The 22,036-nt window shown below is 68.8% G+C and carries 24 protein-coding genes and 1 tRNA gene; 14 read left to right on the forward strand and 11 right to left on the reverse strand.

Annotated elements, in window-relative coordinates; translation table 11 throughout:
• The first annotated feature begins 117 nt into the window (after positions 1-117).
• From glmM to thiD, 3 genes are read left to right on the forward strand one after another with little or no spacing between them, the layout of a single operon-like run.
• Positions 118-1,455 (forward strand): phosphoglucosamine mutase, encoded by a 1,338-nt coding sequence (gene glmM, locus GRI99_RS17035; RefSeq protein WP_160773269.1) that lies wholly within the window; start codon positions 118-120, stop codon positions 1,453-1,455.
• Positions 1,455-1,682 carry a DUF1272 domain-containing protein gene (locus GRI99_RS17040; RefSeq protein WP_160773270.1) on the forward strand — a complete coding sequence of 76 codons (228 nt, stop codon included), beginning with the start codon at positions 1,455-1,457 and terminating at the stop codon, positions 1,680-1,682. The genes glmM and GRI99_RS17040 overlap by 1 nt, the downstream gene beginning before the upstream one ends.
• A complete protein-coding gene (gene thiD / locus GRI99_RS17045; RefSeq protein WP_160773271.1) occupies positions 1,679-2,434 on the forward strand; it encodes a bifunctional hydroxymethylpyrimidine kinase/phosphomethylpyrimidine kinase in 756 nt (251 codons plus the stop codon). Before GRI99_RS17040 ends, thiD begins: the two co-directional genes overlap by 4 nt.
• On the opposite strand, the gene GRI99_RS17050 is transcribed toward thiD, so the two are convergent.
• On the reverse strand, positions 2,435-3,364 hold the full coding sequence (locus GRI99_RS17050; protein WP_160773272.1) for an LOG family protein: 930 nt from the start codon (positions 3,362-3,364) through the stop codon (positions 2,435-2,437).
• A 77-nt stretch (positions 3,365-3,441) separates the two neighbouring features.
• Entirely contained in the window at positions 3,442-3,786 is a 345-nt protein-coding gene (locus tag GRI99_RS17055) for a hypothetical protein (RefSeq protein WP_160773273.1), read from the reverse strand.
• Between the two features lie 131 nt (positions 3,787-3,917).
• Between GRI99_RS17055 and GRI99_RS17060 the strand changes: the two genes are divergently transcribed.
• Genes GRI99_RS17060 through GRI99_RS17070 form a run of 3 tightly spaced genes read left to right on the forward strand, consistent with a single transcriptional unit; the run spans position 3,918 to position 7,169 of the window.
• The gene (locus GRI99_RS17060; protein ID WP_160773274.1) at positions 3,918-5,924 is read left to right on the forward strand and encodes a pilus assembly protein; all 2,007 of its coding nucleotides are present in this window, start codon (positions 3,918-3,920) and stop codon (positions 5,922-5,924) included.
• Position 5,925: 1 nt separating this feature from the next.
• Positions 5,926-6,525, forward strand: coding sequence for a TadE/TadG family type IV pilus assembly protein (locus tag GRI99_RS17065; protein WP_160773275.1), 600 nt, complete (start codon positions 5,926-5,928; stop codon positions 6,523-6,525).
• Positions 6,522-7,169, forward strand: coding sequence for a TadE/TadG family type IV pilus assembly protein (locus GRI99_RS17070; RefSeq protein WP_160773276.1), 648 nt, complete (start codon positions 6,522-6,524; stop codon positions 7,167-7,169). Before GRI99_RS17065 ends, GRI99_RS17070 begins: the two co-directional genes overlap by 4 nt.
• Before the next feature lie 23 nt (positions 7,170-7,192).
• On the opposite strand, the gene GRI99_RS17075 is transcribed toward GRI99_RS17070, so the two are convergent.
• The 4 genes from GRI99_RS17075 to GRI99_RS17090 form a co-directional block, all read right to left on the reverse strand.
• Positions 7,193-7,266 (reverse strand) — tRNA-Gln (locus tag GRI99_RS17075).
• A 76-nt stretch (positions 7,267-7,342) separates the two neighbouring features.
• Positions 7,343-7,762, reverse strand: coding sequence for a DUF2147 domain-containing protein (locus GRI99_RS17080; RefSeq protein ID WP_160773277.1), 420 nt, complete (start codon positions 7,760-7,762; stop codon positions 7,343-7,345).
• Positions 7,759-8,742, reverse strand: coding sequence for a radical SAM protein (locus GRI99_RS17085; protein WP_160773278.1), 984 nt, complete (start codon positions 8,740-8,742; stop codon positions 7,759-7,761). Before GRI99_RS17085 ends, GRI99_RS17080 begins: the two co-directional genes overlap by 4 nt.
• On the reverse strand, positions 8,742-10,151 hold the full coding sequence (locus GRI99_RS17090; RefSeq protein ID WP_160773279.1) for a dihydrolipoyl dehydrogenase family protein: 1,410 nt from the start codon (positions 10,149-10,151) through the stop codon (positions 8,742-8,744). Before GRI99_RS17090 ends, GRI99_RS17085 begins: the two co-directional genes overlap by 1 nt.
• 82 nt (positions 10,152-10,233) lie before the next feature.
• Between GRI99_RS17090 and GRI99_RS17095 the strand changes: the two genes are divergently transcribed.
• Positions 10,234-11,286, forward strand: coding sequence for a methyltransferase domain-containing protein (locus GRI99_RS17095; RefSeq protein ID WP_160773280.1), 1,053 nt, complete (start codon positions 10,234-10,236; stop codon positions 11,284-11,286).
• Between the two features lie 11 nt (positions 11,287-11,297).
• Here the strand turns inward: GRI99_RS17095 and GRI99_RS17100 are convergent, their stop codons facing one another.
• Complete coding sequence (locus GRI99_RS17100; RefSeq protein ID WP_237438433.1) at positions 11,298-12,041, reverse strand: glycosyltransferase; 744 nt, start codon at positions 12,039-12,041, stop codon at positions 11,298-11,300.
• The gene (locus GRI99_RS17105) at positions 12,020-12,595 is read right to left on the reverse strand and encodes a TIGR04282 family arsenosugar biosynthesis glycosyltransferase (RefSeq protein WP_160773281.1); all 576 of its coding nucleotides are present in this window, start codon (positions 12,593-12,595) and stop codon (positions 12,020-12,022) included. Before GRI99_RS17105 ends, GRI99_RS17100 begins: the two co-directional genes overlap by 22 nt.
• 54 nt (positions 12,596-12,649) lie before the next feature.
• Here GRI99_RS17105 and GRI99_RS17110 point away from each other — a divergent pair, with 54 nt between their 5' ends.
• Genes GRI99_RS17110 through GRI99_RS17120 form a run of 3 tightly spaced genes read left to right on the forward strand, consistent with a single transcriptional unit; the run spans position 12,650 to position 15,429 of the window.
• Positions 12,650-13,480: a sterol desaturase family protein gene (locus GRI99_RS17110; RefSeq protein WP_237438434.1), complete on the forward strand. Its 831-nt coding sequence runs from the start codon at positions 12,650-12,652 to the stop codon at positions 13,478-13,480.
• 57 nt (positions 13,481-13,537) lie between these two features.
• Positions 13,538-14,755 (forward strand): Ppx/GppA phosphatase family protein, encoded by a 1,218-nt coding sequence (locus GRI99_RS17115; protein ID WP_160773283.1) that lies wholly within the window; start codon positions 13,538-13,540, stop codon positions 14,753-14,755.
• Positions 14,755-15,429 (forward strand): RlmE family RNA methyltransferase, encoded by a 675-nt coding sequence (locus GRI99_RS17120; RefSeq protein WP_160773284.1) that lies wholly within the window; start codon positions 14,755-14,757, stop codon positions 15,427-15,429. Before GRI99_RS17115 ends, GRI99_RS17120 begins: the two co-directional genes overlap by 1 nt.
• A gap of 78 nt (positions 15,430-15,507) precedes the next feature.
• On the opposite strand, the gene GRI99_RS17125 is transcribed toward GRI99_RS17120, so the two are convergent.
• Positions 15,508-16,146, reverse strand: coding sequence for a c-type cytochrome (locus GRI99_RS17125; RefSeq protein ID WP_160773285.1), 639 nt, complete (start codon positions 16,144-16,146; stop codon positions 15,508-15,510).
• A gap of 118 nt (positions 16,147-16,264) precedes the next feature.
• Between GRI99_RS17125 and GRI99_RS17130 the strand changes: the two genes are divergently transcribed.
• A complete protein-coding gene (locus GRI99_RS17130; protein ID WP_160773286.1) occupies positions 16,265-17,158 on the forward strand; it encodes a prephenate dehydratase in 894 nt (297 codons plus the stop codon).
• Between the two features lie 63 nt (positions 17,159-17,221).
• Here GRI99_RS17130 and GRI99_RS17135 read toward each other — a convergent pair whose 3' ends face one another.
• Positions 17,222-17,398: a hypothetical protein gene (locus GRI99_RS17135; protein ID WP_160773287.1), complete on the reverse strand. Its 177-nt coding sequence runs from the start codon at positions 17,396-17,398 to the stop codon at positions 17,222-17,224.
• Positions 17,399-17,405: 7 nt separating this feature from the next.
• On the reverse strand, positions 17,406-18,956 hold the full coding sequence (locus GRI99_RS17140) for a tryptophan halogenase family protein (protein ID WP_160773288.1): 1,551 nt from the start codon (positions 18,954-18,956) through the stop codon (positions 17,406-17,408).
• Between GRI99_RS17140 and GRI99_RS17145 the strand changes: the two genes are divergently transcribed.
• Genes GRI99_RS17145 through GRI99_RS17155 form a run of 3 tightly spaced genes read left to right on the forward strand, consistent with a single transcriptional unit; the run spans position 18,936 to position 22,035 of the window.
• The gene (locus tag GRI99_RS17145; protein WP_160773289.1) at positions 18,936-19,715 is read left to right on the forward strand and encodes a hypothetical protein; all 780 of its coding nucleotides are present in this window, start codon (positions 18,936-18,938) and stop codon (positions 19,713-19,715) included. The two genes, GRI99_RS17140 and GRI99_RS17145, sit on opposite strands and share 21 nt — an antisense overlap.
• Entirely contained in the window at positions 19,712-21,076 is a 1,365-nt protein-coding gene (locus GRI99_RS17150) for a DUF4350 domain-containing protein (protein ID WP_160773290.1), read from the forward strand. The genes GRI99_RS17145 and GRI99_RS17150 overlap by 4 nt, the downstream gene beginning before the upstream one ends.
• Positions 21,077-21,078: 2 nt before the next feature.
• Positions 21,079-22,035, forward strand: coding sequence for an AAA family ATPase (locus tag GRI99_RS17155; RefSeq protein ID WP_160773377.1), 957 nt, complete (start codon positions 21,079-21,081; stop codon positions 22,033-22,035).
• Position 22,036 lies beyond the last annotated feature (1 nt).

The raw sequence follows: 22,036 nt of genomic DNA on the forward strand, positions 1-22,036 counted from the left end.
CCCCTAACGCATGGCCCCTGCAATGGTTGCGAAATCTCTGCTTTTCCCGTGCCAAGCAGGCGTGACTTTACGCTGCGGACTTGGCATTGCTGGGGTGTGAAAAACTGGGACTTGTAGATGGCGCGCACATATTTCGGCACCGACGGCATTCGCGGCCGGGCCAATGCCGGCAAGCTGAACGCCGCCACGGCGATGAAAGTGGGCCAGGCTGCCGGAAAGCACTTCCTGCGCGGCAGCCACAAGCACCGGGTGGTGATCGGCAAGGACACCCGTCTGTCGGGCTATATGATGGAAAACGCGCTCACCGCCGGCTTCACCAGCGTGGGGATGGACGTGATCCTGACTGGCCCGCTGCCCACCCCCGCGGTGGCCCTGCTGGCACGCGAGATGCGGGCCGACCTGGGGGTGATGATTTCCGCCTCCCACAACGCCTTTGCCGATAACGGCATCAAGCTGTTCGGCCCCGATGGCTACAAGCTGTCCGACGCGGACGAGGAAGCGATCGAGGCCGAGATGGGCCGCGAGCAGGAGCTGGCGCAGGCCGAGCACATCGGCCGCGCCCGCCGGATCGACGATGCGCGCGGCCGCTATATCCACGCGATCAAGCAATCCCTGTCTGACGACGTGCGGCTGGACGGGCTGAAGATCGTGGTCGATTGCGCCCACGGCGCGGCCTATTCCGTGGCCCCCACCGCCATCTGGGAACTGGGCGCGGAAGTGGTGGCCATGGGCGTGTCTCCCAACGGCACCAATATCAACGACGGTGTCGGCTCCACCGCGCTCGCGGCCATCAAGGCGCGGGTGGTGGAGGAAGGCGCGCACATCGGCATTGCGCTGGATGGCGATGCCGACCGGCTGATCGTGATCGACGAGAAGGGGCAGGAGGTCGACGGCGACCAGATCATGGCGCTGATCGGCATTTCGATGGCCAAGCGCGGGCTGCTGAAGGGCGGCGGCGTGGTGGCCACGGTGATGTCCAACCTGGGGCTGGAGCGGCGGCTGGCCGCCGAGGGGCTGGGCCTGATCCGCACCAAGGTGGGCGATCGCTACGTGCTCGAAGCCATGCGCGCGGGCGGTTACAACGTGGGCGGCGAACAGAGCGGCCACATGATCCTGACCGACCATGCCACCACCGGCGATGGCACCATTGCCGCGCTGCAGGTGCTGGGTGCGATGGTCCGCCGCGGCGTGCCCGCCAGCGAACTGCTGCACCTGTTCGATCCCGTGCCCCAGTTGCTCAAGAACGTGCGCTATGAAAGCGGCGATCCGCTGGCAGATGCGCTGGTGAAGCAGGCGATCGAGGATGCGGCGGCCGACCTTGGCGGCGGCGGGCGGCTGGTGATCCGCAAGTCCGGCACCGAGCCGCTGATCCGCGTGATGGCCGAAGGCGACGATGCCGCCCAGGTGGAGCGGGTGGTCGATTCGATCTGCGACGCGGTGCGGGCGGCGGTCTGATGCTGGAAATGCGCCCCGATTGCGAACGCTGCGGCGAGGACCTGCCCGCCGAAGCACCCGGCGCGTTCATCTGCAGCTTCGAGTGCACCTTGTGCGCCGAATGCGCCGACGCGCTGGACGAGCGCTGCCCCAATTGCGGCGGCGAACTGCTGGACCGGCCCACGCGGGCGAAGAAGCACCATTCAGCCCATCCGCCGTCCACCGATCGGCGTTACAAGGGCGCATGACCGCCTCGCGCCCACCCCGCATTCTGATCATTGCCGGATCCGACAGTTCCGGCGGCGCGGGCATTCAGGCCGACATCAAGACCGTCACCATGCTGGGCGGCTATGCGATGACCGCCATCACCGCCGTGACCGCGCAGAACACCCGGGGCGTGACCGGGGTGGAACTGCTGACGCCCGATTTCGTGGCCGCGCAGATGGATGCCTGCATGACCGATATCGGCGTGGACGCGGTGAAGATCGGCATGCTGGGCAGCGCCGACATTGCCGAAGTGGTGGCCGACCGGCTGGAAGACCTGCCGGTGCCCATCGTGTTCGACCCGGTGATGGTGGCCACCAGCGGCAGCACACTGGCGGACGAGGCGACCGTGGGCGTGTTCGAATGGCTGATGGAGCTGGCCACGCTGACCACCCCCAACGTGCCCGAACTGGCCGCACTGGGCGGCGATGCGGCGATGCAGGCGCGCGGCGTCACGTATCTCGCCAAGGGCGGCGATGCCGACGGGCCGGAAGTGACTGACGTGCTGCACCGTGCGGGCCAGGTGCCGGTGATCTGGTCCGACCCGCGCATCGTCACCCGCCACACCCACGGCACCGGCTGCACGCTGGCCAGCGCCATTGCCACCCTGCTGGCGCGGGGGCTGGAGCTGGACCAGGCGGTGGCGCAAGCGCGCCTGTTCGTCCGCCGCGCGCTGGAGGCCGCCCCCGGTTTCGGCAGCGGCCATGGGCCGATGGGCCATCAGGCAGTCAGGTAATCAGTCGCAGCCGTTTATCGGGTCGCTGATGCGGTAGAATTCGCAGATGTGCGCCCAGGCCTCCTCGGCCGTTTCGCACCACTGGATCAGTTCCAGGTCCTTGGCGTTGATCGTGCCTTCTTCCACCAGCCCCTCGAAGTTGACGATGCGGTTCCAGAACTCGCGCCCGAACAGCAGGATCGGCACGCGCTTCATCTTGCCGGTCTGGATCAGGGTCAGCAGTTCGAACATCTCGTCACACGTGCCGAACCCGCCGGGGAACACCGCCACGGCCCGCGCGCGGATCAGGAAGTGCATCTTGCGCAGCGCGAAATAGTGGAAGTTCAGCGCCAGGTAGGGCGTGACATACTGGTTGGGCGCCTGTTCATGCGGCAGCACGATGTTGAGGCCGATGCTTTCCGCGCCCGCGTCGCTGGCCCCCTTGTTGGCCGCTTCCATGATCGAGGGGCCACCGCCCGAGCAGATCACGAACTGGCGCTTGCCGTCCTCGATCAGGCTGCGTTCGCTGACCATGCGCGCCAGGTTATAGGCTTCCTGGTAGTATTTCGCCTTGTCGATCAGGCTCTGCTTAACCCGCTGCTCGTCTTCAGGCATGTCTGGCAGCAGTCTGGCCAGGTCGGCGGCGTTCTCCGGCGAAGGGATGCGGGCCGAACCGTACATCACCAGCGTGGAACCGATGCGCGCCTCCTCCAGGATCATCTCCGGCTTCAGCAGTTCAAGCTGGAAGCGCACCGGGCGCAGTTCCTCGCGCAGCAGGAAATCGGTGTCGCGGAAAGCCAGGCGATAGCTGGGGTGGCGCGTCTGCGGGGTATCGGCCGGATCGCGGTCGAGGAACTTCACCTCGGCCTGCGCGGGGTAGAACTTGCGGTGCGTCAACTCGCGGTCTTCTTCAGCGGCGGGCGTGACCGGATCGGTAGGGGTATCGGACAAAAGGCAATCTCCAGAACACACGGGCGACAGGCCTAGGCCGCCGCGCCGGGCCTGCCAATGTGGGCACTGGCAGGCGTTCAGTCCAGCGCGGCCTGCAGGTCTTCGGCCAGGGCGCGCTCGGCCGCCTCGGCGCTCACCGGCTGCTGCGGGGGGGAAGCGAGGCGCACGCCGGCGCCGATCTGCGGTGCGCGGGTGGCTGCTGGCGTCAGCGTTTCCGGCCCGGCCGGCCCCGAATTGTCCTTGAGATCGGGCATGGGAGCGGGATTGGCAGCGCGGGTCGGCACTGGTGCCGGTGCTGGTGCCTGCACCACGCGCGGCTCCGCAGCGCGCTCGCGGCGCGGCGACTGGTCAAGGAAAAAGCCAGCCGCCGCCACGCAACACACCAGCAGCGTCACCGACGACCGAATGTTTATGATGTCCATCCTGACACCCTGCGTAACCCCTGATGCCCCCATATCCCCCCGCAAGCGGCACGGCGTTACCGTGCCCCTAGGTAGAAACGCGCAGGAGACCGCTAGGCCGGTGCCAGCCCTCACCCCGCTAAGGCGCGCGGATGATCACGCCTGCCATCACGCGCCGGCCCCCCTGTCGGGCCACGGCCCTGCGGCTGCTGCGCGCCCTGCTGGCGCGCCTGGCGCGTGATGCGCGGGGCAACGTGATGGTGCTGGCCGCCGTGGCGCTGGTGCCGCTGGTGATCGTGATCGGCAGCGCGATCGATGTCAGCCGCTACCAGATGGCCCAGACCCGGCTGCAGAACGCCTGCGATTCCGGGGCCCTGGCCGCACGCAAGCTGATGACCAACGACACGATGACCACGGCGGCCCGCAACCAGGGGCTGGCCTTCTTCGACCACAACTTTCCCGCCGGCACCTTCGGCACCACCAACCTGACGCGCGATTACGGGGCTACCAGCAATGGCGAGGTGGGGGGCACGGCCAGCGCTCGCCTGCCCACCACGATCATGCAGATGTTCGGCTTTGCCCGGTTCGACCTGGCGGTGGACTGCACGGCGGAAGTCAACATCTCCAACACCGATATCGTCTTCGTGCTGGACGTGACCGGTTCGATGAACTGCCCGGATGATGGCGCCTTCTGCCCCAACGGCAACAACAACAATACCGAGGCCGGCAATGCCCGCATCCGCGGCCTGCGCACGGCGGTGATGAGCTTCTACGACACGGTGGAGGCGGCCACATCGTCCGCCGCGCAGGTGCGCTATGGCGTGGTGCCCTATTCCAGCGGGATCAACGTGGGCCGTTCAATCCCCGCGCAATACATGGCCACCAGCGCCGCCTACCAGACGCGGGTGCCGCAATATACCACGTCCACCAGCACGGTCAGCGTCACGGTCAACAGCCTGTCCAACCGGGGGACCAAGACCTACCATTCCTACTGGTACAATCCGACCGGGGAATCCTCGGTTTCCAGCCAGACCGCGTGCAACTCGAAGGCGGCCAGTTCCCCGCTGGCCACCACCGATGTCTATGTCGACAACACTATTCAGGCGAATACCGTCACCGTCGTGTCCGAAAGCTGGAACGGCGACCTGCGCACCCGCGTGATCACCGCGCGGGCCACCTTCCAGGAAGGGGTGCCCACCGCCTGGTGGAATTCCAACTGGAATCCCAGGTGTTTCATCGACCTGACCTACAACCGCTATCCGGCGGACATGAACGCCACCATCGTGGAGCGGGTGAGCAACACCTTTGCCAGCTGGAACTACCAGCAGGCCACGTGGAACGTGGGCGCGATGGTGACCAACGGCGCGGTTACCCTGCCCACCGGCGCATCGGGCGCCAACCAGGTGCACACCTGGGACGGTTGCATCGAGGAAGCCGGAACCACCACCTCCACCAGCCTCAACCCGCTGCCCGCCACCGCCTATGACCTGGACATCAACCTGGTGCCGGCCAGCACGGCGCAGAAGTGGAAGCCCACCCTGCCGGGGGCGGTCTACCTGCGCTACAGCGGCTACAACGCCACGCAAGCCACGGTGAACACCACGGGCAACTTCGGCCTGGCCCCCTATTACTGCCCCAAGGCGGCGACGCGGCTGACCGATTACGACCGCACCGGCCTTGAGAATTACCTCAGCCATGCCAACGGCTTCCGCGCGCTGGGCAGCACCTATCACGATATCGGCATGCTGTGGGGCGCGCGCTTCCTCAGCCCCAACGGGCTGTTCGCGGCAGACAATGCCACCGCCCCCAACGGCGATGCCATTTCGCGCCACATCGTCTTCATGACCGATGGCGAACTGTCCACCAGCGACACGGTGTACACCCCCTATGGCATCCACTGGTGGGACCGGCGGGTCACCACCGGCACAGCCTTTGCCGATGTCCAGGCAGCCCACGAGGCGCGCTTCCAGGCGATTTGCCGCCAGGCGCGCGAGGAGAACATCTCGGTCTGGGTTGTGGCCTTCGGCACCACGCTTACGCAAAGCCTGATCGATTGCGCCACCCCCGGGCGGGCCTTTGCGGCCAGCAATTCGGCCGGCTTGCAGACCGCCTTTACCCAGATCGCGGAAAAGATCGCCGCGCTGCGGCTGACAAGCTGACATGGCCTGCCTTCGCTCCCTCGCCACCCGTCTTTCCGCCTGCACGCGCGGCGCGGCCATCGTGGAATTCGCGCTGGTGGCCCCGCTGTTCCTGATGATGCTGTTCGCCGTGTTCGATACCGGCATGAAGGTCTATGCCAGCTCGGTCCTGCAGGGCGCGATGCAGCGGGTGGGGCGCGATTTCTCGATGGAGGACGCCTATTCGCGCCGCACCGAGCTGGAGAACCTGATCCGCGGCCAGGTGGGCAGCGTGGTGCCGGGGGCGCAATTCACCTTTAACCGCAGGTCCTACTTCGATTTCGGCGACATCGGCCAGGCGGAGAAGTTCGACGACATCAACGCCGACGGCCAGTGCAACGCCAACGAGCCGTTCGAGGACGCCAACGGCAATGGCGCCTGGGACAGCGACCGGGGCCGGTCCGGCAACGGGGGCGCGCGCGATGCCGTGGTGTTCACCGCCACGGTCAGCTATCGCCGCCTGCTGCCGCTGGGCGCGCTGGTGGGCTGGCCGAGCACCGAGGAGCTGCGCGCGACGACCGTGCTGCGCAACCAGCCCTATGACGAGCAGAACCGCACGATCCCGCTGGGAAATTGCGCATGACGGGTGCCCGCTCCCAACTGAGCCGTATCGGGCGTGCCGATGGCGCGGTGGCCACCACCGAATTCGCCCTGCTGCTGCCGCTGTTCCTGGTGCTGGGCGTGGGCGGCGTGGATACCGCCAGCTACATCCTCACCCACATGCGGATGAGCCAGCTGGCCCTGCAGGTGGCCGACAACGCCAGCCGGATGGGCGAGCGCAACGTGCTGGTCAGCCGCAAGGTCTATGAAAGCGACATCAACGACGTGTTCATCGGTGCGCGGCAGGCCGCCAGCGGGCTGGACATCGCCGGGCGCGGGCGGATCATCCTGTCCAGCCTGGAACGCAATGCGGACGGTGGCCAGTGGATCCACTGGCAGCGCTGCACCGGCACGCTGGCGCGGGCATCGGCCTATGGCCCGCAAGGGACGGGAGCCACCGGAACTGCCTTTCCCGGCATGGGCCCGGCCGGCACGCGCATAACCGCCGGGGCGGGCGATGCGGTGATGTTCGTGGAAGTGGCCTATCGCTACCACGCGGTCAGCGGGCTGTCCCCGTTTGACGGGCGGCTGATCGTCTATACCGGATCATACAACGTGCGCGATGCGCGCGACCTGACGCAGGTGTACCAGACCACCCCGGCGGCCATGGTGGCCACCTGCTCCTGAACTGTCGGGAAAAACGGGAAGGTTGGATGCCCCGCGAGGATTCGAACCTCGATAGACGGAATCAGAATCCGTAGTCTTACCTTTAGACGACGGGGCAATAGAGGGCGGGCCTCTAGAACGCGCACCAGCGGGAATCAACCCCCTATCCATAGGGTAGTTCCGGGAGATGTCGCTTAACGGGCCGCTGGCCATACCTTCGTGCGGCAGATGAAGCCAAGGCAGCCCTTCACCTCCAGCGTGCCGCCGCTGCCGGGGCGCACTTCGGTGCGGTAGGTGCCGCCGTCCTCCGGATTGTACACCCGCCCGCGCCAGGCCCCGTCGCGCCAGGCGAGGCCGGACAGGATGGTGATGCCCAAAATCGAGCGGCCGCGCAGCGCCGGGTTGTCGTTGTGTCGGTCGCGGTCGGTCTCGCCCGGCTTCTGGCGGATGATGCGGGTAATGCGGCCGCAGCGCGTCGCGCCGCCCTGAGCGCCCCAGGGGCCGACAGTGATCTCGACATAGCCGCCATCGTCGCGCCACACGCCGTCGATGCTGCCTTGCGCCGCTGCGGGGACGGCCAGCGCCAGCGCGGCAATGCCCAGCCACCCCCTCATGCCGAGCAGCTCGCCCCGCCCAGCACGCAGAAGCGCGCGCAATGCGGGTGGTTCAGCGGCACGGGGCGGGCGGCTTCGGCCAGCGTCGCGCCCAGATCGAACTGCGGATCGTAGGGCAGCAGAGTGCAGGCGACCACGCGCGCCTCCCCCTCCCCCTTGCGGCGCACCACCATGCGGCTGGTGGCACACATAACATCGGCAGGGCGCTTGTGCAGGATGCCCCAGCAGGCCTCGGTAATCTCCGGCACGTCGGCTCCGGCATCCATCTCGGGGAAGATCACCAGGGCTGCGGGATCGGCGGCGTCGATGGCGATGCCCTCGGCAGCGAACAGCGCGGCATAGGCGGCGCGGGCCGTGTCCTGGTCCTCGCCCGCAAGCGCGCGGCCTGCGGCGGCCAGGCTGAAGTGGTGGGCGGACAGCCAGCGCAGCCCCTCGATCATCGGCTGCCACGAACCGGGGCCGCGCTCACCCTCGTGCACGGCGCGAGTGTGGTGATCGATCGAGACGCGCAGGGTCAGCGCAGGTCCGAACCGCTGGCGCAAGGCCAGCAGCGCCGCCTCGTGCCGCCGCATCGGGCGCATGGCATTGGTCAGCACCAGCACGCGGTGGCCGCGTTCCAGCGCAGCCTCCAGCATGGGCACGATCGCCGGGTTCATGAACGGCTCGCCGCCGGTGAAGCCGATCTCGATAGGCTGGGCCAGTTCGTCGAGGAACTGCTCGGCCTCGGCCAGCGACAGGTAGGCCAGCGCATCGTTGGTGGGGCTGCTCTCGATATAGCAACTGGCACAGGCCAGGTTGCACAGAGTGCCGGTGTTGAGCCACAGCGTTTCCAGCCGCGCCAGCGCCACCACGGCGCGCGGGGAGCCATCGGCGGTGACCAGCGAATCGGTGAACTTGTCCGCAGGCAGCGGCCGGCGATCCGGCAGGGCGAAGGGAGAGGGGCCGATGGGGGCCTTGCGCGAGAGGGTGCGGCTGGCCATCAGGACCGCCTCCGCAGGCTGGCCAGCAGGCCCGCCCACTTCTTCGGCCACTTGCCGAACACGGTCGGTTCCCACGCCTTGAACGCCAGCGCCTTGGTCACATCGCTGCGAGTGGGATAGGCGACAATCGCCCCGCCCAGCGCGAAGGTGCCGGTCTTGCCGGTGATCGCCTGCCACAGCGGCAGCAGCAGCTCGCCCGCGTTGTCGCCCACGATGCTGGCGCCGACGACCTTCCTGCCCTTCAACACCAGCTTCATGTGGCCCGCCGTCTCGCCTTCGGCCACGGCGCGGTCGATATGGTCAAAGCCTTCGCGCTGCACGGTCACTGCATCGCCGAACTGCTCGCGCGCCTGCGCCTCGGTCAGGCCGATCTGCGCCACTTCGGGCAAGGTATAGGTGCACCAGGGCAGCGCCCGCCAGTCCACCTTGGTGGGCAGGCCGGTGCAGATCTCCAGCACCACGTTGCTGCCTTCCTGCCCGGCCACATGGGTCAGGCGCGGGCCATCGCGGCAATCGCCGATGGCGTAGATGTGCTTGAGCGAGGTGCGGCGGCGGGCATCCACGGCAATGCCGTTATCCCCCAGCTTCACGCCGATCTGCTCCAGCCCGTACCCTGCCACCCGCGCGCGGCGCCCGGTGGCCAGCAGCAGGTGGGTGCCCTGCACCTGCCCCCCGCCCGCCAGCGTCACCGTGATCGCCCCGGCCTTGCCGGACACGCGCGCCGCCTTGTCGGTCACGAACGCCACGCCATCGGCACGCATGGCGGCTTCCACCACGGCCACGCTGTCACGGTCATCGCGGGCAAGGAGCTGCCCCGGCTCGACCAGCGTCACCTGGCTGCCCAGCTTGCGGAAGGCCTGCGCCATTTCCATGCCCACGGCCCCGCCGCCCAGCACCACCAGGTGGCCGGGCAGTTCGGTGAGGGCAAACAGGTTCTCGTTGGTCAGGTAGGGCACATCGGCCAGCCCGGGGATCGGCGGCACCGCCGGTTCGGACCCCGTGGCCAGCACGATGCGGGGGGCGCAAAGCGTGCGGCCATTCACCGCAACGCTGTGCGGATCGGTCAGCCGGGCATCGCCCCGGATCACCTCGCAACCCATCCCTTCGAACCTGCCTTGCGAATCGTGCGGGGCAATCGCGGCAATCGCGCCGTGGATGTGGGCGTGGACGGCGGCCCAGTCGACTACCGGCGCGGGCAGGTGCACCCCCAGCGCGCTGCCAGCCGCGCCCGCCCGCCGGCTCGCGGCGATCAGCGCCTTCGACGGCACGCAGCCGTTGTTGAGGCACTCGCCGCCCATCTCGGCCCGCTCGATCAGCGCCACCTCAAGGCCGAACAGCGCGCAGCCGCCCGCCGCCGTCAGGCCGGCGGCCCCGGCGCCGATCACGATCACATCATGGGTATAGGCCATCGCTGCCAAGGTAGACCGAAAACCGTGTCGCGCGATACCGCTTATCGGTTAGGGTGCGCGCCAGACCGGAAGAGCGAGCACGATGAACCTCCAGAACGCGCAGGATTATTACGGCAAGGTGCTGCAGGGCAGCGCCGACCTGCTGACCGATGCCTGCTGCACGGCGGAAGCCCCGCCGCCGGAGGTGCTGGCGGCGCTCGCCAACGTCCACCCGGAGGTGAAGGCCCGCTATTACGGCTGCGGGCTGGTGATGCCGCAGATGATCGACGGCTGCCGGGTGCTCGACCTCGGCTCGGGCAGCGGCCAGGATGCCTACCTGCTGGCGCAGATGGTGGGCGCGCAGGGATCGGTGACGGGGGTGGATGCCACGCCCGAACAGCTCGCCGTGGCGCGCGATCATCAGGCCTGGCACGCCGAACGCTTCGGCTATGCCAACGTCAGGTTTGTGGAAGGCGACATCGAGCGGCTGGACGCGCTGGGGCTGGAGCCGGAAAGCTTCGACGTGATCGTGTCCAACTGCGTGATCAACCTGGTGGCCGACAAGGTTGCGGTGTTCCGCGCTGCCCACCGCCTGCTGAAGCCGGGCGGGGAACTGTATTTCAGCGACGTCTATGCCGACCGGCGCGTGCCCCAACACCTGCTGGCAGACCCGGTGCTGCACGGCGAATGCCTGTCCGGCGCGCTCTACTGGGGCGATTTCGACCGGCTGGCCAAGGCCACAGGCTTTGCCGATCCGCGCCTGGTGACCGACCGGCCGCTGGCGATCAACAACGCCGAGGTGGCCGAAAAGCTGGCCGGCATCAGCTTCGTTTCCGCCACCTATCGCCTGTTCAAGCTGGCGGCGCTGGAACCGCAGTGCGAGGATTATGGCCAGGCGGTGGTCTACAGGGGCACCATTCCCGGCCACCCCCAGGTATTCCACCTCGACGCGCACCATGCGATCGAGAAGGGGCGAATCTTCCCGATCTGCGGCAATTCGTGGGCCATGCTGGCCGGCACGCGGTTTGCCCCGCACTTCGATTTCATCGGCGATTTCTCGACGCACTTCGGCGTGTTCCCCGGCTGCGGCACCGGCAGCCCGTTTGGCCTGAGGGGCAGCCAGTCCGCCACGGCAAGCGGCGCACCCTGCTGCTAGCGCCCCTCCTGCTAACGAATATCGGGATAGAAGCGCTCCAGCCCCCGGCGCGCGCCCAGGCCCCACAGGATGCCGACCTTCAGGTAGATCCAGTTGGCCCTCAGCGCGCCCCACTGGGCAATGCGCCGGTCACTCGTCTCGATGGCGCGCGGCACCAGCCGCACCCGGCCAAGGGTGGCCATGCGCAGGCACAGTTCGGCCTCCTCCATCACCAGGGCCTGCGGATCGCAGCCGCCCGCAGCCAGGTAATCGGCGCGGCGGAAGAACATGCCGTGGTCGCCGAACAGCAGGCGCAGCCCGCGAGCGAAGCGGACGGGGTGGAACAGCAGCGGGGCATACCAGGTCTTGGCCCAGTTGTGCGCCGTGGTGCCCCAGCGGGTCTTGTCCGGCCCGCGAATGATCGGGGTGAAGCCCGCCAGCACGGTACCCGGATCGGCCAGCACCTGCGCCACCACGGCCAGCGCATCGGGCGGGGGAAAAGTATCGGCGTGGAGCACCACCACGGCATCGCCCGTGGCCGCTGCCACCCCGGCGTTGATCTGCCGCCCGCGCCCGCGCTCGCATTCCACCACCCGCCAGCCGAAGCCCTGCGCAAGCGCCACCGAGGCATCGGCGCTGCCACCGTCGACGCAGACCACCTCGTGCGGGGGCGGGTCGAGCGCGGCAATGACAGGAGCCAGCGCGGGCAGCGCCGCCGCCTCGTTCAGCATGGGAATGACCACCGAAACGCGCATCAGCCGAGCAGTTCGGGCCAATGGGCGAGGTCCGCCGGGCGGTCGCAATCGGCCAGCGGCTCCAGCATGTGGGGCGCGATCTGTTGCTGGCGCAGGCGGGCCAGCGTTTCCTCAAGCACGCTTGCGGTGCCCCAGGGCATGGCGGTGAACAGGAACGGCAGTCGGCGGGCAAGACCCAGCAGGTAATACCCGCCATCGAGCGCCGGGCCGATCGCCACTTCGCCAGCCTCCAGCGCGGCCGCAGCGGCAGTCAGGTGGCGCGGGGTGAGGCCGGGCACATCGGCCCCCAGCAGGATCGCGGGCGCCCCCACCCGCGTCAGCCGCGCGCCCAGATCACCCCCGCCCTGCTCCACCAGCGGCACGTCTGCGCCCAGCCATTCGGCAAAGTCTGCCAGCGGCGCGCCGGTGGCGTGGAGGGCGAACGGCAGGCCGCTGGCGCGCACCGTGGCCAGCGTCCGCTCCACCAGCAGCCGGTGCACCCGCGCCGCGCCTTCCGGCCCCAGCGCGGGGATCAGCCGGGTCTTGGCTTCGCCGGGAGTGGGATAGCGCGCAAACAGGGCAACGGTCGGTTTCATCTCCCGCCGTTTAGCCGCTGGACCCGGCTTTGGCGAAGGGGCATCTTGGCCCGCATGGCAGGCAGGTGGCTGAAACTGGCGGGCATGGCCTTCACGCTGGGCGCAGTGGGGGCAATCGCCGTGGCCGAACGCACGCGGCCGCTGCGGCGGCAGACCGTGCCCGCGCTCCCCCGCGTTACCCGCAACCTGATGATGGGGGCCATGTGCCTGGTGGTGATAGCCGCCATCGAGAACCCCGCCACCCGCGCGGTGGCCGCGCGCAATTCCCGCAAGCGGCGCGGATTGCAGCACGCGCTGGGCGGCATCCCGGGCAAGGCAGCGGCCTTCCTGGCGATGGATTACGGCTTCTACCTGTGGCACGTGGCGACCCACAAGGTGCCCTTCCTGTGGCGCTGGCACCGGGTGCACCATGTCGATCCGGACATGGATGCCAGCACGGCGCTGCGGTTCCATTTCCTCGACATGGTGGTCAGCCTGCCCTGGCGGCTGGTGCAGGTGCGGCTGAGCGGGGTGGACCCGGCAATGCTGGCGCGCTGGCAGCGGTTCTTCTTCCTCTCGGTGCTGTTCCACCATTCCAACACCCGGCTGAGCCCTGCGTGGGAACGGGCACTCTCCCGCCTGATCACCACGCCCGCCATGCACGGCGTCCACCACGCGCAGGACTGGCACCTGATGGACAGCAACTGGTCCAGCGGCGTGGCCCTGTGGGATCACCTTCACGGGACATACCGGGGCGAGGTGCCGCAGGATGCCATCACCATCGGCGTGGATGACCCGTGCGCCGCGCAGGACGTGCCGCTGGCGGGGGCGCTCAAGGCCCCGCTGCTCCCCTCGCCCCGGAGGGCGCGGCCCCTGCGCCTTGCCGATGGGGCACGGATCGGGTAACCTGCTTTCAGGTTCCGCTCACTGGTGGCGGGTTTTAGTATCGGAAAGTTCACTCCCATGGCGGACACGCATCCGCCGGACGGTCGCCGCAAAGGCACCGGCAATCGCAAGGGAAGGCCAGGTCGCCGTCCCGCCAGGAAGCCGGATCGCAAGCGCCCGTTTACCGGCAAGTCCCAGCCTTCGGGCCGCCCCGGCGCCCCTGCCGTATCAGGCGAAACCCCCGCTGCCGCGCCGCGCATGGCGACCCCCAAGAACATTGCGCTGCCCCCCGCCGGCGGCACCCGCCACGCCTATGCCGCGATCGACCTGGGCACCAACAACTGCCGCCTGCTGATCGCGCGGCCCGATGACGAGAATTTCACGGTGATCGATGCCTTCAGCCGCGTGGTGCGGCTGGGCGAAGGGCTGGCGCAGACCGGCCGCCTGTCCCCCGCGGCGATGGACCGGGCACTGGGCGCGCTGAAGATCTGTTCCGACAAGCTGCGGAAACGCAAGGTCCACCTGGCCCGCTCGGTCGCCACCGAAGCCTGCCGCCAGGCCGAGAACGGGGCCGAGTTCGTGGAGCGGGTGGCGCGCGAGACCGGCATCCTGCTCGACATCATCAGCGCCGAGGAGGAGGCGCGGCTGGCCGTGCTGGGCTGCCACAAGCTGCTGGAGGACGGCAGTGGCCCCGCGCTCATCTTCGATATCGGCGGCGGTTCCACCGAGCTGGTGCTGATCGATGCCGATACCGCGCCGGGCGTGCCGCGCATCGTCGACTGGGAAAGCGTGCCCTGGGGCGTGGTCTCGCTGTCCGAAACGCTGGGTGACGAGGTGGACAGCCACGCCGGCCGAGTGGACCGCTATAGCGCCATGCGCCAGCGGGTGGAGGACAGCCTCGCCCGCTTTGCCGCGCGGCTCCAGCCGCAGAAGCAGGCCCCGGAACTGCGCCTGCTGGGCACCAGCGGCACGGTGACCACGCTTGCCAGCATCCACCTGGACCTGCCGCAGTACAACCGCCAGGCGGTGGACGGGCTGGTGGTGCCGGCAGAACGGATGCGGGCGATCTCGCAGAAGCTGGCCGGCCTGTCGCTGGCCGAGCGCCGGCAGATTCCCTGCGTGGGTAATGAACGATCGGGCCTGGTGGTGGCCGGCTGCGCCATCCTGGAGGCGATCCTGGACCTGTGGCCCGCCACCCGGCTGGGCGTGGCCGACCGCGGCATCCGCGAAGGCATCCTGCGTTCGCTGATGGCCAGCGAAGTGGCGCCGCACCTGCGGCAGAAGGAACTGCACTGATGGCGCGCGCAGGCGACGATTCCAAGCGGCGGCTGACGTCGAACAAGAAGCGCAAGCCCAGCTCTGCCAGCTGGCTGACGCGGCAGCTGAACGACCCTTACGTCAAGCGCGCCAAGGCCGACGGCTATCGCAGCCGCGCCGCCTACAAGCTGGCCGAGCTGGACGAGAAGTTCGGCCTGCTGAAAGGCGTGCGCCGCGTGGTGGACCTGGGCATCGCGCCGGGCGGGTGGAGCCAGGTGGTCAGGAAGCGCGCCCCGCAGGCGGCGATCGTGGGGATCGACCTGCTGGAGGTGGAGCCGCTGGATGGCGTCACCATCTTCCAGATGGATTTCATGTCCGACGAGGCCCCGCGCGCCTTACGCGATGCGCTGGGTGGCGAGCCGGACCTGGTCCTGTCCGACATGGCCGCCAACACCGTGGGCCACAAGCAGACCGACCACCTGCGCACCATGGGCCTGGTGGAAGCCGGCGCCTGGTTCGCGGTGGAGAACCTGGCACCCGGCGGCGCCTATGTCGCCAAGGTGCTGGCGGGGGGCACGGATAACGATCTGCTGTCCCTGCTGAAGCAGCACTTCAAGACGGTGAAGCACGCCAAGCCGCCTGCGAGCCGGAAGGACAGCAGCGAGTGGTACGTGATCGCGCAGGGCTTCAAGGGGCGCGAGGGACCGGAGTAGCAACTCCATACCCGTCATTCGCAAAACAAAAGGCCGGAGCAATGCCCCGGCCTTTCGTAACTCTTCAAAGTTGACCGCTTATGCGGCGGGAGCAGCTTCCGCGGCAGGCGCTTCGCCCTCGGCCGGTGCAGCACTGTCGGCCGCGGCGGCAGCGTCGCCCTCAGCACCTTCGGCACCTTCTTCAGCGGCCGGGGCGGCCGGGGCCGGGAATTCCGGGCCGCCGCCGTTGGCGTGCATGTAGGCGATCACGTTGGCGCGCTCCTGCGGATCGCTGAGACCCGGGAAGCTCATCTTGGTGCCGTTGGCGAAGGCCTTGGGGCTCTTCAGCCAGGCATCGAGGTTCTCGTAGGTCCATTCGCCACCGTGGCTCGACAGGGCTTCCGAGTAGGCAAAGCCGGGAGCGTGGGCGCCGATCGGCGTGCCGACCACGGCCCACAGGTTGGGGCCGATGCCGGTGGCACCGCCCGAGGCGATGGTGTGGCAGGCCATGCACTTGGCAAAGCTGGCTTCACCCGCAGCCACATCGGCCATGGCCAGCAGGGTGCCGAGGTCCGGGCCGGCTTCCGCCCCGCCCTCTTCCGCAGCGACGATGGCATAGCCGGGTTCTTCCGGCGCTTCGGTATCGGGGATCACGAAGCCCACCAGGAAACGCAGCAGCAGGGCGACGACGCCCGCGCCAAGAAGCCAGCCGAGAATGGTGTTGAGACGGTCGCTCATGGGTGATTCACTGCCCGTTTGTGCCTGTTTGGGCGCGCTCTAGTCAGGCGCGCGCCCTTAGGCAAGTGCGCAATAACGGCTTGTCCGCCCCCTGGTGACGCGATAGGCGGCTTGCCCCATGCGATCATACCCCCAACCCGCGCTCGAACTGGTCGAGAAAATGCAAGGCCAGGCCGCTGCCGATCCGGCGCGGGCGATATCGTTCCAGGGCGCGCCGGGGGCCAATTCGCACCGCGCGGCGCTGGAATATGCGCCCGAATGCCTGCCGCTGCCCTGCTTCAGCTTCGAGGACGCGCTGGACGCGGTGAAGACCGGCAAGGCCGGTGCGGCGATCATCCCGATCGAGAATTCGCAGCACGGCCGGGTGGCCGATATCCACTTCCTGCTGCCCGAAAGTGGCCTTAGCATCGTGGGCGAGCACTTCCTGTCGATCACCCACGCGCTGATGGCGCTGGGCAACGGCCCCTTTCACGCGGCTTACAGCCACCCGCAGGCTTTGGGGCAGAGCCGCCACTACCTGCGCGAGCGGGGCATCGTGCCGATGGCTTATGCCGACACGGCGGGCGCGGCGGCCTTCGTGAAGGAAAGTGGCGACCCGACGATTGCCGCGATCGCCCCGGCGATTGCCGCCGACCTCTATGGCCTGACCATCATCGACCAGAAGGTGGAGGACGCGGCGGACAACACCACCCGCTTCGTGCTGCTGGCGCAGGAGCCGCTCGATCCCGCCACCCTCACGGGCGAGGATGCCATCACCACCTTCATCTTCGAGGTGAACAACGTGCCTGCCGCGCTGTACAAGGCGCTGGGCTGCTTTGCCACCAACGGGGTCAACATGACCAAGCTGGAAAGCTACCAGAAGGGGGCCAGCTTCGCCGCCACGATGTTCTTCTGCGACATCACGGGCGCCCCGGGCGATCCGGCGGTGGACATGGCGCTGCGGGAACTGGCATTTCACGCCAAGGACCTGCGGATGCTGGGCACTTACCGATCGGCTCGCAAGCGGGGGTAGGCAGCCGGTTCGCGCCGATAGCAGGAACAGCGAAGATCGCCGGTTGAAGGGCCTGCACCTGCGCTAGGGCCAGAAGGCTCCGCCCTCCTCCTTGCCGTCATCCTGAACTCGTTTCAGGATCCAGTTCTCGGCCCGGCACAGTTGCTTGTCGCCAAAGCCGAACTTCGCCGCTGCACCCCGCCCGATTGCTCCGCTCCGGCGGCACGATGGATCCTGAAACAAGTTCAGGATGACGATCATCGAACGCTCACACCGAGGGACAATAGCCCGCCACGAACGCCGCATGGTCCGGCAGGCGGCGCGCGGCGGCGGTGCATTCGTCGGCGATCTGGCGAATCTGGCGCGCGGCATAGGCGGGCTCGGCCCGGTCGGCCAGGGCATGAACCCCGACCGGCAGGCAGCGCTGGCCGATCAGCACCGATGACCAGCTGCCCAACTGGAACAGGTGCCCGCCATCCACGTCAAGGATGCCCCGCGCGCGCCACAACTCGATGGTATGGGCCAGGCTGTCCGGGATCGGCATGTGCCGCACGTGGCGCCAGAATTCGGAATCGTCGCGCTCACTCAGGTGATAGTGGGCGACGATGAAATCGCGCACATCGGTCCACTCGCGCGCAGTCTGGCGGTTGTAGGTATCGCGTAAGCATGGGTCCATCGCCCGGGTGGGGAACAGGTCCACCAGCCGTTCCAGCGAGGACTGGACGAAATGGATGCTGGTCGATTCCAGCGGCTCCAGGAAACCCGATGACAGGCCCAGCGCCACCACGTTGCCCACCCAGCTTCGCTGGCGGCGACCGGTGGTGAACCTGATCAGGCGCGGGGTATCCAGGGTTTCCCCCTCCACCGTCGCCAGCAGCCGCTCCTCCGCCTCGCTTTCGGACGAGAAGGCGCTGCAGAACACGTGGCCGTTGCCGGTGCGGTGTTGCAGCGGAATGCGCCACTGCCAGCCGACGCTGTGGGCGATCCCGTGGGTATAGGGGCGCAGCGGGCCATCGGGCCGCCTGCTTGGCACGGCCAGCGCCCGGTCCGACGGAATATAGCGGCTCCAGTCGTCGAACGGCTCGTCCAGCGCCTTGCCCAGCAGCAGGCTGGCAAAGCCGGAGCAGTCGATGAACAGGTCCGCCTCCAGCCGCCGCCCGTCGTCCAGCAGCACGGCAGTGACGAAGCCGCTCTCCCCGTCGCGCTCCACGTGGGCGATGCGCCCTTCGTGGCGCCTGACGCCGCGCCCCTCCGCCAGCTTTCTCAGATGTCTGCCATAGAGCGAAGCGTCGAAGTGGTAGGCATGGGTATAGCCGCTGGCCTGGTGTGCTGCGGGGGCAAAGCGGTTATCACGCGCGGCCGCCTGGGCCACGAACAGCTCTTGGAACTGGGGATAGGGCTGGCCGTCCCGCTGCGCCGCCAGCCGCCCGGCCTGCCACCAGTGGTGCAACCTGACCACGGCATCGATCTCGCGCCCCACGGCCCCGAACTGGTGCAGGTACTTGTCACCCACGCGGCCCCAGTTGTGGAACTCGATCCCCAGCTTGAAGGTGCCGTGGGTCTCGGCCATGAAGGCGCGCTCGTCGATCTGGCAGAAGCGGTTGAACTTCTGCATCGGCGGAATGGTCGCCTCGCCCACGCCGACAATGCCGATGGCGTCACTTTCCACCAGCTCCACCGCCGTGTGGCGCGACAGGGCCGTGACCAGCATGGTCGCCGCCATCCAGCCGGACGATCCGCCCCCCACCACCAGCACGCGGCGCACCGCCTGTTCGGAGGGGACCTGGGGCAGATAGGCGTGGGCGGCAAGCTGGGTCATGCCGGCCATAATGGCCGCTGGCGCGCCGGGGCGCAATCTGCCCCTTGGCCCAAGCTGCCCGCAATGCCCCGGTTGCGCGGGGCCGCCAGCCGTGCCACCACCGGCAGCGTGAAAAGACCGGCGGGGGATCAGGGATTTGCGGACGCTTGGGACGCGGTGCGTTCCGACGGCGATATCCAGTTCCAGCCGGTGCCCGAGCCCGCCACGCCCGAGCCGCCCACCCCGCCCGACTGGCTGACCGACCTGCTGGAATGGCTGGGCACGCTGCTCGGCCCCGTGGCGCAGGCTATCGCGGGAAACTGGTTCTGGCTGCAATGGCTGCTGCTGGGCGGGCTGGCCGTGCTGGTGCTGTGGGGCCTGTGGCGGCTGATCGATCCGGCCACCCTGCGCTTCGGCCGACGCGCCAGGGCCGAGGAGGAGGAGCTGCGGGTGGACCAGGGCCAGGCCCTGCAACTGCTGGAGGAGGCGGACCGGCTGGCGGCGGAAGGCCGCTTTGACGAGGCGACCCACCTGTTGCTGCAACGCTCCGTTGGCCAGATTGCCGAACTGCGGCCGGACCTGATCCCGCCCAGCAGCACCGCGCGCGAGATTGCCGCCCTGCCGGCCCTGCCCGCCAATGCCCGCAGCGCCTTTGCCACCATTGCCGCGCGGGTGGAGCGCAGCCTGTTTGCCCTCACCCGCCTGACCCGCGATGACTGGCAGGCGGCCCGTGCCGCCTATGCCGATTTCGCCCTGGGCTATCGCGGGGTGCGCGCGTGAGCGAGGTTGCCGTTACCGCGCCGGTGGGTGCTCCCGCTGCCAGGGGGCCGTTCGCCTTGCGCGGCGTGCTGGCGCTGGTCACTGTGGGCAGCGCGGTATTCCTGCTGCTGCTCTATGCGATCGGCGCGGGCTGGAACGGCAGCGCCGGGCGGACCGCCACCGAAACCGCCGATTCCAACGCGCTCAACGGTTTTACGGCCCTGGCCGACCTGCTGGAGCGGCGCGGGCAAGAGGTGATCCGCACCCGTGGCCGCCTGTCGGCCGGGATTGACGAGTGGGACGGGAACCTGCTGGTCATCACCCCCGGCCTTGGCACCGATCCCGCTGAACTGGGCGAAGTGATCGAGGCGCGCCGGTACCAGGGGCCCACCGTGGTGATCCTGCCCAAGTGGGTGGTCGTCCCGGTGGGCGAGGTGGAGGGCGAGGACGTGCCGGACGACTGGGTGCGCACCCTGCCCGGTCCGGCGCCCGAATGGTTTGCCCGGGTGCCCGAGTTTGCCGGCATGGCCCTGGCGCACGGGACATCCGCCCGCTGGCAGGGCGCGGGGCTGCGCGGCGCGCCGGCCAATCCGAAGATGGTCCAGGCGCTGGTGAACACCACCGACAAGCAGTTGCTGCCGCTGGTGACCGATGGCGAGGGCGACCTGCTGGTGGGCTACTGGAACCGTGGCGGCTGGCACCCGGCGCTGGCCGCGCTGGGCGGGATCTCGTTCAGCCGCGCGGAAGAGGATGCGCAGGATGCCGACATCTACCCGCTGGTGATCGTGGCCGAACCCGACCTGTTCAACAATTCCGGCATGGCCGACCGCACCCGCGCGCGCGCGGCGGTGGCCGTGATCGAGGCGGCGATGGACGAGACGGCGATCGAGGGCGCGGACGCGATGCCGATCGTGTTCGACAGCACCATCGATGGCCTGGGCCAGGGGCAGAACCTGCTGACCCTGGCCTTCCGCCCGCCGTTCCTGGCGGCCACGCTGTGCCTGCTGGTGGCCATGCTGGTGATCGGCTGGCGCGCCTTCCGCCGTTTCGGCTCGCCGCTGGCCGCGCCGCCCGCGATGGCCCTCGGCAAGACGCAACTGGCCAGCAACGGCGCCGCGCTGATCCAGCGCGCGCGGCGCTGGCACCTGCTGGGCGCGCCCTATGCCGCGCTGGTGGCCGGGCGCATCGCCGCCGCCTTGCAGATCCGCGCCGGTGACGAGGCCGCGCGCGAGGCGGCCATCGATGCCGCGCTGGACCGGCAGGGCCATCCCGGCCCCCGCTTTGCTCCCACGGCGGAAAGCCTGCGCCAGGCCCGCCGCCTGCCCGATGTGCTGCGCGGCGCGGCCGCCCTGAGATCGATCGAAAGGACCCTGACCAAATGACCATGACCCTGGAGGAAACCCGGAGCCTGGCCGCCGCCATCCGCGCCGAGGTGGGGAAAGCCATCGTGGGCCAGGAGGACACGGTGGAGCACCTGCTGATCGCCCTGATCGCGCGCGGCCACGTGCTGCTGGAAGGCCCGCCGGGCACGGCCAAGACCTTCCTGGCGCAGTGCTTTTCGCGCGCTACGGGCCTGGATTTCGGGCGCATCCAGTTCACGCCGGACCTGCTGCCGGGCGATATCCTGGGCAGCAACCTGTTCAACTTCCAGACCAGCCAGTTCACCCTTACGCGCGGCCCCATCTTCTGCGACCTGCTGCTGGCCGACGAGATCAACCGCACCCCGCCCAAGACCCAGGCCGCGTTGCTGGAAGCCATGCAGGAACGCCGCGTGACGCTGGATGGCGAGACCCACGCGCTGGGCGAGCAGTTCATGGTGGTGGCAACGCAAAACCCGATCGAGAACCAGGGCGTCTATCCGCTGCCCGAAGCCCAGTTGGACCGCTTCGCCTTCAAGCTGCTGGTGGCCTATCCCAGCCTCGAGGAGGAGGCGCGCATCGTGGAACGCTTCGGCCAGAACGCCGGCGCGCCCACGCCCGAAAGCTGCGGGGTGGCCGTGGTGGCCGATGCCGGCACCATCGCCGCCGCGCAGGGGTCGCTGCGCCACGTCACGCTGGCTCCGGAGATCGTCGACTATACCGTGCGCCTGGTGCGCGCCACGCGCGACAATGCCGAGATTGCCAGCGGGGCCAGCCCCCGCGCCGCCGTGCTGCTGGCCAACGCCGCCCGCGCCCGCGCCGCCTTGCAGGGCCGTGCCTATGTGATCCCCGATGACGTGAAGGCGCTGGCCACTGCCGTGCTGCGCCACCGCCTGCTGCTCAGCCCCGCCGCCGAGATCGAAGGACGCCAGATCGAAGACCTGGTGGCCGGCCTGGTCGAACAGACCGAGGCGCCGCGCTAGG

This window comes from Alteraurantiacibacter buctensis, assembly GCF_009827655.1.
Lineage (GTDB): Bacteria > Pseudomonadota > Alphaproteobacteria > Sphingomonadales > Sphingomonadaceae > Alteraurantiacibacter > Alteraurantiacibacter buctensis.

Bases quoted from the DNA above. Each gene is read 5' to 3' on its own strand.
- glmM (WP_160773269.1), top strand. From the start codon at position 118: ATGGCGCGCACATATTTCGGCACCGACGGCATTCGCGGCCGGGCCAAT.
- GRI99_RS17040 (WP_160773270.1), top strand. From the start codon at position 1,455: ATGCTGGAAATGCGCCCCGATTGCGAACGCTGCGGCGAGGACCTGCCC.
- thiD (WP_160773271.1), top strand. From the start codon at position 1,679: ATGACCGCCTCGCGCCCACCCCGCATTCTGATCATTGCCGGATCCGAC.
- GRI99_RS17055 (WP_160773273.1), bottom strand. From the start codon at position 3,786: ATGGACATCATAAACATTCGGTCGTCGGTGACGCTGCTGGTGTGTTGC.
- GRI99_RS17060 (WP_160773274.1), top strand. From the start codon at position 3,918: ATGATCACGCCTGCCATCACGCGCCGGCCCCCCTGTCGGGCCACGGCC.
- GRI99_RS17065 (WP_160773275.1), top strand. From the start codon at position 5,926: ATGGCCTGCCTTCGCTCCCTCGCCACCCGTCTTTCCGCCTGCACGCGC.
- GRI99_RS17070 (WP_160773276.1), top strand. From the start codon at position 6,522: ATGACGGGTGCCCGCTCCCAACTGAGCCGTATCGGGCGTGCCGATGGC.
- GRI99_RS17080 (WP_160773277.1), bottom strand. From the start codon at position 7,762: ATGAGGGGGTGGCTGGGCATTGCCGCGCTGGCGCTGGCCGTCCCCGCA.
- GRI99_RS17085 (WP_160773278.1), bottom strand. From the start codon at position 8,742: ATGGCCAGCCGCACCCTCTCGCGCAAGGCCCCCATCGGCCCCTCTCCC.
- GRI99_RS17090 (WP_160773279.1), bottom strand. From the start codon at position 10,151: ATGGCCTATACCCATGATGTGATCGTGATCGGCGCCGGGGCCGCCGGC.
- GRI99_RS17095 (WP_160773280.1), top strand. From the start codon at position 10,234: ATGAACCTCCAGAACGCGCAGGATTATTACGGCAAGGTGCTGCAGGGC.
- GRI99_RS17105 (WP_160773281.1), bottom strand. From the start codon at position 12,595: ATGAAACCGACCGTTGCCCTGTTTGCGCGCTATCCCACTCCCGGCGAA.
- GRI99_RS17110 (WP_237438434.1), top strand. From the start codon at position 12,650: ATGGCAGGCAGGTGGCTGAAACTGGCGGGCATGGCCTTCACGCTGGGC.
- GRI99_RS17115 (WP_160773283.1), top strand. From the start codon at position 13,538: ATGGCGGACACGCATCCGCCGGACGGTCGCCGCAAAGGCACCGGCAAT.
- GRI99_RS17120 (WP_160773284.1), top strand. From the start codon at position 14,755: ATGGCGCGCGCAGGCGACGATTCCAAGCGGCGGCTGACGTCGAACAAG.
- GRI99_RS17125 (WP_160773285.1), bottom strand. From the start codon at position 16,146: ATGAGCGACCGTCTCAACACCATTCTCGGCTGGCTTCTTGGCGCGGGC.
- GRI99_RS17130 (WP_160773286.1), top strand. From the start codon at position 16,265: ATGCGATCATACCCCCAACCCGCGCTCGAACTGGTCGAGAAAATGCAA.
- GRI99_RS17135 (WP_160773287.1), bottom strand. From the start codon at position 17,398: ATGATCGTCATCCTGAACTTGTTTCAGGATCCATCGTGCCGCCGGAGC.
- GRI99_RS17140 (WP_160773288.1), bottom strand. From the start codon at position 18,956: ATGACCCAGCTTGCCGCCCACGCCTATCTGCCCCAGGTCCCCTCCGAA.
- GRI99_RS17155 (WP_160773377.1), top strand. From the start codon at position 21,079: ATGACCCTGGAGGAAACCCGGAGCCTGGCCGCCGCCATCCGCGCCGAG.